Origin of the sequence: Halostagnicola sp. A-GB9-2 (assembly GCF_030068615.1) — an archaeon.
Classification (GTDB): domain Archaea; phylum Halobacteriota; class Halobacteria; order Halobacteriales; family Natrialbaceae; genus Halostagnicola.
The window spans coordinates 1-3,498 of record NZ_JASJOC010000028.1 but is presented as its reverse complement, the minus strand read 5'-3'; the positions used below and the strand labels follow the sequence as shown (position 1 = coordinate 3,498).

Annotated in this window: 4 protein-coding genes; 3 read left to right on the top strand and 1 reads right to left on the bottom strand. The window is 62.9% G+C overall.

The genetic code is table 11. The annotated features are described in order from the left end of the window. Window positions 1–333 (bottom strand): universal stress protein (locus QNM96_RS22790; RefSeq protein WP_283839102.1); only part of this gene is annotated, 333 nt, incomplete at its 3' end. Window positions 334–770: 437 nt separating this feature from the next. Between QNM96_RS22790 and QNM96_RS22785 the strand changes: the two genes are divergently transcribed. The 3 genes from QNM96_RS22785 to QNM96_RS22775 form a co-directional block, all read left to right on the top strand. Then, window positions 771–920 carry a hypothetical protein gene (locus QNM96_RS22785; RefSeq protein ID WP_283839101.1) on the top strand — a complete coding sequence of 50 codons (150 nt, stop codon included), beginning with the start codon at window positions 771–773 and terminating at the stop codon, window positions 918–920. Then, window positions 921–1,946: a sulfite exporter TauE/SafE family protein gene (locus QNM96_RS22780; protein ID WP_283839100.1), complete on the top strand. Its 1,026-nt coding sequence runs from the start codon at window positions 921–923 to the stop codon at window positions 1,944–1,946. A gap of 73 nt (window positions 1,947–2,019) precedes the next feature. Beyond that, the coding region (locus QNM96_RS22775) for a cation:proton antiporter (RefSeq protein WP_283839099.1) at window positions 2,020–3,498 on the top strand (1,479 nt) is incomplete at its 3' end.

Genomic DNA, 3,498 nt, shown 5'->3' with positions numbered 1-3,498 from the left:
TTCGAGCGGGCTCTTCCCGCGCGAACCGACGACGGCGAGACTCGCGCCGATCGTCTCGGCGATGCCCCGAATGCGTCGGTGGGGCGTCCCGCGGACGACGTGTACCTCGACATCGAATCCAGCCCGTTCGATGACGCGCTCGTAGTTCCTGATCGCCTTTCGGCGTCGCTTCTCGAAGTCGATCCCGGGCATTCCTCTGTGGACGTTCGACGGAATGACCGTCACGAGATGTATCTCCTCGATCCCGATTTGTCCGAGACACTCGAGGCCGGTCTCGTTCTCGATGGTCGCCTCGCTGGCAGCCGAGAGGTCAGTGGCGAGTACCGCTTTCATACCGGCTGTAGGTACTGGCAGTATAATATTGTTTGGGTATCCCAATACCAACCGAACTCGATTGGTGATAGGGAATGATCGAGGGTGATCACGCATCGACTCGTTGTATCCGTCCGGATGCTCGATCGGACGCGGTCGTTCGCTCGTGCACCTGGTTCGCTCCCACGCTCTCGCGACGCGAGATCCACTGCCTTCGCGATGTCTATCGCGCGGAAATGATAATGCGGACGACACGACGTGCCGGCACGAATCGGCCGGTCGGCGAACCGCCTGTATCTTCATAACTTACACAGATATTTTCGTTGGATAGCCGTCGCATACTCTATAGTAATATTGTGCGTTAGTCCCAAAAGCGTTATACCGACTCTCCGAATAGAGAGTAATGAGTAGAAATCCATGATCTGTACACTATCGAACGCGAACGGGGGGTCGGACGAATGATCGAATCCGCAGCCCTCTCCGCACCGGTACAGGCGACGCTCCTCGTTGGCGTCATCCTCATCCAGGCGATCGCCCTCTACGCCGGCTACGGCGCCCTCGAGCGAGTCGCAACGCCACTGATCGACACGATTACGGACGCACGATAGATGGAGATATTCGGGCTCAGCCTAGTGCTGTTGGCGCTGTTCGTGAGCTTCGGCTTCATGGTCGGAGTGCTGTTCGGATTCTTCGGGATGGGCGGCTCGTTCTTGATCACGCCGACGCTGCTGCTCCTCGACTATCCTGCTTCCGTCGCGATTGGGAGTGGGCTGGCGTTTTACTTCGGCACCTCGGTCATCGCCGTCCTGAAACACTACGACGTCGGTCAGGTCGACTACAAACTTGGTGCGATCCTATTCGTCGTCCTCTCGATCGGGATCGAACTCGGCAGTCGACTCGTGTTCGGCCTCGAGGCGCTCGGGATCGCCGGCCTCGTTACGGGCGTTGCGTACGTCGTCCTGCTGGCGGGGATCGGGGCGCTGTTCCTCCGCCGCGCGTCTAGGCTCGACGACGGGGACGACGAGGATGAGGACGTCGACGACGAGGACATTCCGGCGATCGGCCAGAAGATCCAGTCGTACACCGTTCCCCCAATGATCTCGTTGACATCCGGCGGTCGAGCGTCGCTGTGGACGATTTCGGGCGCCGGCGGGAGCGTCGGCCTCGTTTCGGGCCTGATCGGCGTCGGCGGTGGCTTCATCCGTATGCCCGCGATCTACTACCTGATCGGGACGCCGCTTTCGGCCGCGGTCGGGACCAGCCTGTTCGCCGGGCTGTTCTCGGGGGCGTTCGGGACGTTCACCTACGGAATGTCCGGCAGCGTCGACCTGACGGTCGTCTCCTTGCTGCTGGTCGGCAGCGCTCTCGGAGCGCGAATCGGCTCCGCGGCGACGACGACTGTCGAGGAGGACGACGTGATCGTTTACTTCGGCATCATGATGGTGCTCGCAAGCGCCGGAATTGCCCTCTCGGAACTGGCGAACTGGCTCGGAACGGGTGCGCTCGATCTGGTGAGCGTCTTCCTACTCGTCGGTTCGTCGTTTGCCGTCGCATCGATGATCCTCTACCAGGTCGTCAAGTCGACCGGTAAATCGGATCCGAGTGCACAGCCAGAGACCGACAGAGGTGACTGATGAACGTGATGGAGTACCAATTCGGTATTGAACCACGTCCTACCGTGCCCGAGAGGGGCACCCACAACCAGCTGTGAGCCTCGTCGCGATCGTCGCGCTCGTGCTTGCACTCGGCGTCGCATCCCGCGTCCTCGCGGACCGGCTACGGATTCCCAGCGTCCTCTTCCTGATCTTCGCGGGGGTTGTGATCGGTCCCGAGGTGCTCGGCTTCGTCTCGCGGGAGACGTTTGGCGGCGGGCTCTCGGCGGTCGTCGGCGTCAGCGTCGCGATCATCCTCTTCGAGGGTGGGTATCACCTCCACCTCGACAAACTCCGAGAGAGTCCCACCGCGCTGACCCGCCTCGTCACCATTGGTGCAGTGGTCACCTGGCTCGGGACGGCCGCCGCCGTCGTCGTTTTCCTCGAGACGAGTCTCGAAGTCGGCCTACTGGTCGGCGCACTATTGATCGCAACTGGCCCAACTGTGATCGGGCCGATCCTCCAGGTCGTCACCGTCCGGGATCACGTCGCCGCCGTCCTCGAGGGCGAGGGCGTGATCAACGACATCACGGCGGCGATCCTGGTGGTCGTCGTCTTCGAAGTCCTCGTTGCCGGGAACGGAACGCCGGCCGCACTCGTCGGCGACTTCGCGATGCGGCTGTTCGTCGGTCTCGCGTTCGGCGCGCTCGTCGCGGGTCTCGTCTGGCTGGTGCTCGATCGCGCACGGTCCAGACCCTGTGCGGCACCGCTGCACGCTCGGTTGGTCGTCCTCGCCGGCGTCATCGTCGCCTATGCCGGTGCAGAGACGATCGCCAGTGAAACGGGCATCGCCGCCGCCGCGACGGCCGGCTTCGTTCTCGGGAACGTCGACCTCCCCTACCACGAGGACGTGATCGACTTCCTCGACGACCTCTCGGTCGTCGTGCTTTCGTTTATCTTCGTCGCGCTGGCGGCATTGATTGACTTCGCGGATATCCGCGCGGTCGGGCTGGCGGGTCTCGCCATCGTCGTCGCGGTCACGCTGGTGCTTCGTCCAGCAGTCATCTACCTCTCGACGACCAACGCGCGGTTTACGCACAACGAGCGGCTCTTCCTGAGCGCCGTCGGCCCGCGCGGGATCATCCCCGCGAGCGTCGCGACGCTGTTTGCCGTCGAGTTGCAGGCGCTCGGCCGGCCACAGGAGGCCCAGCTGCTCGCCGGGACCGTCTTTCTCATCATCTTCACGACGGTCGTCCTCCAGGCCGGCCTTGCACGACAGATCGCAGACTACCTCGAGGTATCACCAATGCGCACCATAATCATTGGCGGGGGACGGGTCGGTCTGTCTCTCGCAGAACGGCTCGAACAGGACGGAGAGAACGTACTACTGATCGATCTCGACCCCGACGCGGTCGAAAAGGCCCGCAAACGCGGCCTTCGCGCGATCGAGGGCGACGGCACTGATGCCGACATCCTCGAGCAGGCGGGCGCTGACGACGCGAAGACGGTCATTGCGACCACGCCCGACGACGACGTCAACCTGCTGGTCTGCCAGCTCGCGAAGACGACATACGACGTCGAGAGCGTCGCCTCT